General features: G+C 70.6%; 6 protein-coding genes. 4 read left to right on the forward strand and 2 right to left on the reverse strand.

Annotation, left to right across the window (positions count from 1 at the left end):
• Positions 1-149: 149 nt before the first annotated feature.
• Positions 150-1,853 (reverse strand): long-chain-fatty-acid--CoA ligase, encoded by a 1,704-nt coding sequence (locus G6028_RS12320; protein WP_182659039.1) that lies wholly within the window; start codon positions 1,851-1,853, stop codon positions 150-152.
• A gap of 41 nt (positions 1,854-1,894) precedes the next feature.
• Here G6028_RS12320 and G6028_RS12325 point away from each other — a divergent pair, with 41 nt between their 5' ends.
• From G6028_RS12325 to G6028_RS12335, 3 genes are all read left to right on the forward strand, one after another.
• A complete protein-coding gene (locus tag G6028_RS12325; RefSeq protein WP_179523393.1) occupies positions 1,895-2,644 on the forward strand; it encodes a phosphoglyceromutase in 750 nt (249 codons plus the stop codon).
• A gap of 111 nt (positions 2,645-2,755) precedes the next feature.
• Positions 2,756-3,952, forward strand: a complete 1,197-nt coding sequence (locus tag G6028_RS12330; protein ID WP_179523392.1) for a sensor histidine kinase — start codon at positions 2,756-2,758, stop codon at positions 3,950-3,952.
• Complete coding sequence (locus tag G6028_RS12335) at positions 3,949-4,638, forward strand: response regulator transcription factor (protein ID WP_179523391.1); 690 nt, start codon at positions 3,949-3,951, stop codon at positions 4,636-4,638. The genes G6028_RS12330 and G6028_RS12335 overlap by 4 nt, the downstream gene beginning before the upstream one ends.
• A gap of 63 nt (positions 4,639-4,701) precedes the next feature.
• On the opposite strand, the gene G6028_RS12340 is transcribed toward G6028_RS12335, so the two are convergent.
• Positions 4,702-5,544, reverse strand: a complete 843-nt coding sequence (locus G6028_RS12340; protein ID WP_182659040.1) for a DUF3109 family protein — start codon at positions 5,542-5,544, stop codon at positions 4,702-4,704.
• A 33-nt stretch (positions 5,545-5,577) separates the two neighbouring features.
• On the opposite strand from G6028_RS12340, the gene G6028_RS12345 reads away from it, so the two are divergent.
• Positions 5,578-5,886 (forward strand): Ppx/GppA phosphatase family protein (locus G6028_RS12345; protein WP_422110536.1); only part of this gene is annotated, 309 nt, incomplete at its 3' end.

Raw genomic sequence — 5,886 nt, forward strand, 5'->3', positions numbered from 1 at the left:
CCCCCCGGCGACCGCCCCGGCGACCGCCTCTCCGTCGAGAAGAGCGTTCCGCTCACCCTCTTCTCGGCCGATGTGTGCGGGACGCTCTTCTCGACGGTGTGGGGCGTCGACGGTGTGGGGCGTCGCGGGTGCGGGCGTCGCGGCTCCCGTCAGAGCTGCTCGGCGACCTTCTTGCGCAGGACCTTGCCCATCGGGTTGGTGGGCAGCTCGCCCAGCGCCACGAATTCCCGGGGGACCTTGTACCCGGCGAGTGAGGCCTTGCAGTGGGCGCGCAGGGCCGGGGCGTCGAGCTCGGTGTCCGGTTCGAGCACGACCGCGGCCACGACCTGCTCGCCCCCGTCCGGTCCGCGCCGTCCCACCACCGCGCAGTCGGCCACGCCCGGGGCCGTGCGCAGGACCGCCTCGACCTCGGACGGGTAGACGTTGAACCCGCCGGTGACGATCATCTCCTTGATCCGGTCCACCACGTGCAGGAAGCCGTCGGGGTCCTGCACCACCACGTCGCCGGTGCGGATCCAGCCGTCGTGGAAGGTCTCGGCGGTCGCCTTCTCGTTGCGCCAGTAGCCCGGGAACACCTGCGGCCCCTTGACCAACAGTTCACCGGGCTCGCCAGCCGGTGCGTCGACCGAGGGGTCGTCCTTGTCCGCGACACGGATGTCGGTGTCCGGGAAGGGGACGCCGATGCTGCCGGCCCGCCTCGCCGTCGACATGGGGTTGCCCACCGTGATGGGCGAGGTCTCGGTCATCCCGTACCCCTCCACGAGCAGGCCCCCGGTCGCGGCCTCCCACCTCTCGATGAGCTCGTCGGGCAGGCTCATGGCGCCGGACAGCGAGTGCCGGATGCCGTGCAGCGGGATGCCCCGCCTGCCGGCCTCCTCGAGGATCTTGGAGTAGATCGGGGGGACGGCCGGGATGAAGGTGGGCAGGTCCTTGGCCAGGATCGGCATGATGAGGTCCATCTCGGGCGCGGGCACGAGCTGCAGCCGGGCACCCACCGCGATCCCGATCACCACGCAGAGCGTCACCCCGTAGGCGTGGAACATCGGCAGCGAGGCCAGGAACCGCTCGCGCCCCAGCTCGAGCTCGGGCACCCAGGCCTCGCCCATCTTGGCGTTGGCCACGAGGTTGGCGTGCGAGAGCGTGGCGCCCTTGGGCGTGCCGGTGGTGCCGGAGGTGTACAGGATCAGCGCGAGGTCGTCGGCCTTCGGGCGGGGATACGAGAAGTCCAGCTCCGGCCCGGTCTCCAGCTCGCGCCAGTCCAGCGTCCCGGGAGCGGGCGCGGAGAGCTTGGCCCGCGAGGCGCGGAGCGACGGGACGGGCAGGAGCTTCAGCGCCAGGCGCTTGGCCGCGGGGAGCTCGTCGAGCAGGTCGACGGCGACGATGTGCTCGATCTCCGTGCCGGGGCGGTCGGCCAGCTCGCGCACCATCCCGGCGACGACGTTCCAGGTCACCACCACCCTCGCGCCGTGGTCGGCGAACGGGCCCTCGAGCTCGTCGGCGGTGTAGAGCGGGTTGTGCTCGACCACGATCGCGCCGATCCGCAGCGCGGCGTAGAACACGACGATCCCCTGCGGACAGTTGGGCAGCAGGACCGCGACCCGGTCCCCGCGCCCCACCCCGAGGCGACGCAGTCCCTCGGCAGCGTGGCGGACCCGGCTGCCGATCTCGGAGTAGGGGGTCAGTCGGCCGAAGAACTCGGTCGCGGGCCGGTCGGCGTAGGTGCGCACGGCGTCGTCGAACTGGTCGATGAGCGTGGTGGTGCCGTAGTCGAGGTTATGTGTGGTGCCCGGGGTGTAGTGGGCGGTCCACGGCCGGTCGGGTCGATCGGGGGTGTCTCCGGCGTGTGTGGTCATGTCTGCACCGTAGTCCTCGGGCGTCGGGTCATAATGGCCGTATGGCTTACGGAACCCTCGTCCTGCTGCGTCACGGTCAGTCCACGTGGAACGCCTCCAACCAGTTCACCGGATGGGTCGATGTGGACCTCACCGACCTCGGACGCGAGGAGGCGGTCCGCGGCGGCAGACTCCTCGCCGAGGAGGGCATCCTCCCGGACGTGCTGTACACCTCGCTGCTGCGTCGGGCCATCACCACGGCCAACATCGCGCTCGACGCCTGCGACCGGCACTGGATCCCCGTGGTGCGGCACTGGAAGCTCAACGAGCGGCACTACGGCAAGCTCCAGGGCCTCAACAAGGCGGAGATCAAGGACGAGTTCGGCGACGAGCAGTTCATGCTCTGGCGCCGGAGCTACGACACGCCGCCGCCGGCGATCGATGCGGACAACGAGTACTCGCAGTCGGCGGACCCCCGCTACGCGGACCTGCCGGAGGTGCCGCTGACCGAGTGCCTCAAGGACGTGGTGGACCGCTTCATCCCGTACTACGCGGCCGAGATCGCGCCGCAGCTGGCGGAGGGTAAGACGGTCATGGTGGCCGCGCACGGGAACTCGTTGCGCGCACTTGTCAAGCACCTCGACGGCATCTCCGACGAGGACATCGCGGGCCTGAACATCCCCACCGGCATCCCGCTGGTCTACCGCTTCGACGACTCCGGTCTGGTCTCCAACCCGGGGGGCACCTACCTCGACCCGGAGGCCGCGGCCGCGGGAGCCGCGGCCGTCGCCAGCCAGGGCGCCCAGAAGTAGGTGTCGCTCCGGTGAACACGCGGCGAACCCCCGTCCACCTGCGGACTTCCCGCAGATGGACGGGGGTTCTCCGTTGTGGTCGCCGATTCGCCGCACCGTAGTATCTGCCTCGTGCAGGTCAGTCTCGGGATCGCCCTCGCGATCATCGCCGCAGTGGTCGGCTTTGTCGTCGGCGGGTTCGTCGTCCCCCGGCTCAACGCCCGCCGTGAGCTCCGGCTCGCCGAACAGCAGGGTCCGAGCCGGTTGGAGGTCCTGCGGGCGGTGTACCACCAGGCGCCGTACGCGCTCGCCGTGGTGGACCGACACCAGGACGTGGTGCTCTACAACCGTCGCGCCGCGGAGCTGGGCATCGTGGACGACCGGCTCCTGGTGGACCCGGTGTGGCGCGCGGCCGAGATCACCTTCGCCGGCGGCGAGCCCTCGGCGTTCGACCTGCCCGCCAAGGTCATCACGGGGCGCCGCCGGATCCCGTCGGTGAGCGGCCGCAGCGAGATCCTCGGCGGACACCTCGGTCAGTTCGCGGTGGTGTTCGCCGACGACGACTCCGAGCAGCGGCGCATGGAGGCCGCCCGGCGCGACTTCGTGGCCAACGTCTCCCACGAGCTCAAGACACCGGTGGGGGCCATGGCCGTGTTGGCCGAGGCGCTGCTGGAGTCCAAGGACGACCCGGAGTCGGTCGAGTACTTCGGCGGCCGCGTGGTGAGCGAGGCCCACAGGCTGGGCAAGATGGTCTCCGAGCTCATCGAGCTGTCCCGGCTCCAGGGCGCCGAGCGGATCCGCGATCCCGAGCCGGTGGACGTGGACGCCGTGGTGGACGAGGCCATGCGCAGGTCGGCGTCCGCGGCGGAGGCGGCCGGGATCGAGCTGATCACCGACGCGCCCTCCGGGCTCGAGATCTCGGGCGACTGGACACTGCTGGTCACCGCGTTGACCAACCTCATCTCCAACGCCGTCAACTACTCGCCGGAGCGCACCCCGGTCTCGATCACGCGGGCGCTCGACGGGGACACCGTGATGCTGCGGGTCACCGACCGGGGGATCGGCATCGCGCCCGAGCACCAGACCCGCGTGTTCGAACGGTTCTTCCGCGTGGACAAGGCCCGGTCCCGGGCCACCGGCGGGACCGGGCTGGGGTTGGCGATCGTCAAGCACGTCGCCCAGAACCACAACGGCGGCGTCAGCATCTGGAGCAGGCCCGGGACCGGGTCCACGTTCACACTCGAACTCCCGGCCCATGTGGAGCCGGGTGGCGAGGGGGCCCCGCCCCCCGCCGAGCACGACCAACAAGGAGAGGACCAGGTGCCGTGACCAGGGTGCTGATCGTAGAGGACGAGGCTTCGCTCGCGGATCCGTTGGCGTTTCTCCTGCGCAAGGAGGGCTTCGAGGTCACCATCGCCGGCGACGGCCCGACCGCGCTGGAGAGCTTCGACGCGGAGGGCGCGGACATCGTGTTGCTGGACCTCATGCTCCCGGGCATGTCCGGAACCGACGTGTGCAAGCGCCTGCGGGTGACCTCGAGCGTCCCGGTCATCATGGTGACCGCGCGGGACAGCGAGATCGACAAGGTGGTCGGGCTGGAGTTGGGGGCCGACGACTACGTGACCAAGCCCTACTCGGCCCGCGAACTCATCGCCCGCATCCGGGCCGTGCTCAGGCGCGGCGCGGACACGGAGGGAGACCAGCCGGACGACATCGGTGTCCTGGAGTCGGGCCCGGTGCGCCTGGACATCGAGCGGCACACGGTGACCGTCCGCGGGTCGGTGGTGACCCTCCCGCTCAAGGAGTTCGACCTGCTCGAGTACCTGCTGCGCAACTCGGGCCGGGTGCTCACCCGCGGTCAGCTGATCGACCGCGTCTGGGGGTCGGACTACGTGGGGGACACCAAGACTCTGGACGTCCACGTCAAGCGGCTGCGCTCGAAGATCGAGCAGGACCCGGGCAAGCCGGTCCACCTGGTGACGGTCCGGGGCCTGGGCTACAAGTTCGAGGGCTGACCGGCTCGTCCGGTCCAGATCGGGATTTGACCGGCTCGTCCGGTCCGGAATGGGAGTGGTCGACTAGGAAGTCGCCCGCTCCGTCGCGGGGTGCACGGCGACGATCCCCAGCTGGCGGCGGCGCCGGCACGCCGCGGCCAGCACCTCGTAGCAGTCGGCCCCCAGCAACTCCACCAGCTCGTCGCGCAGCGAGACGAACACCGGGTCGGCCCCGACGTGCGCCTCGGGCGATCCGGTGCAGTACCAGTCGAGGTCCAGCCCGCCGGGGCCCCAGCCGCGGCGGTCGTACTCGCCGATACGGGTGTGGAGGACCTCCACCTCGTCGGGCCGGGCCTCCCACTCCTGCGTGCGGCGGATGGGCAGTTGCCAGCACACGTCCGGCTTCGACTCGGGCAGGGTCCGCCCCGTCCTCAGGGCCATGTGGTGCAGGGCGCAGCCCGAGCCGGCCGGGAAGCCGACGTCGTTGAAGAACACGCATCGCCCGCCGTGGCGCCTCGTCCGCAGGGCGGGCTCGGGCTCGCCGTCGTCCCCGGTGAGCTCGTCCTCTTCCAGCCACGGCTCGAGATCGCCGCCCTCGGCCTCCGCGGCCTCCAGCGCGGCCCCACGGTGCTGCCAGTCCTCGGGTCCCAGGAGTTCGACGTTCACGGTCAGTCGCGCGCGGTCGTCGTCGTCACACAGGAACGCCCCGTGCGTACAACAGCCGGAGTCGGGCTGGTCGGCCTCGATGCCGTGGCAGGCCGGGGTGCCGAACACGCAGGTCCACGAGGACAGCAGCCAGGTCATGTCCGCGGAGACGAGGTGCTGGTCGTTCGCGGGGTCCGGGAAGCTGTACCACTCGCGGGGGAAGTCGAGGGGGACTTCCGCGGCGGGCGCGCCCGGGGTGCTGGTGCGTTCGGTGGCGGTCACAACCTGCGACCGTAGACCGTTTAGGGTGGGCGTGTGAGATTAGGTGTCCTGGACGTCGGGAGCAACACGGTCCATTTCGTGGTGGTCGACGCCCATCGCGGCGGGCACCCCACGCCCATGAACGACTCCAAGACCCGTCTGCGGCTGATCGAGTACCTCGATGAGGACGACAACATCTCGAAGACCGGCATCGCCCGGCTGATCGACGCGGTCAACGAGGCCGCCGATCTGGCCAAGGCCACCAAGTGCCGCGAGGTCATGGCCCTGGCGACCTCGGCGGTGCGCGACGCCGCCAATTCGGACGCGGTGCTCGAAAAGGTCGAGAAGGAGACCGGGATCGCG

Origin of the sequence: Dietzia cercidiphylli (genome assembly GCF_014145145.1) — a bacterium.
GTDB lineage: Bacteria > Actinomycetota > Actinomycetes > Mycobacteriales > Mycobacteriaceae > Dietzia > Dietzia natronolimnaea.

Excerpts from the sequence above, each read along its gene's own strand:
- G6028_RS12320 (WP_182659039.1), bottom strand. The coding sequence starts at position 1,853 with ATGACCACACACGCCGGAGACACCCCCGATCGACCCGACCGGCCGTGG.
- G6028_RS12325 (WP_179523393.1), top strand. The coding sequence starts at position 1,895 with ATGGCTTACGGAACCCTCGTCCTGCTGCGTCACGGTCAGTCCACGTGG.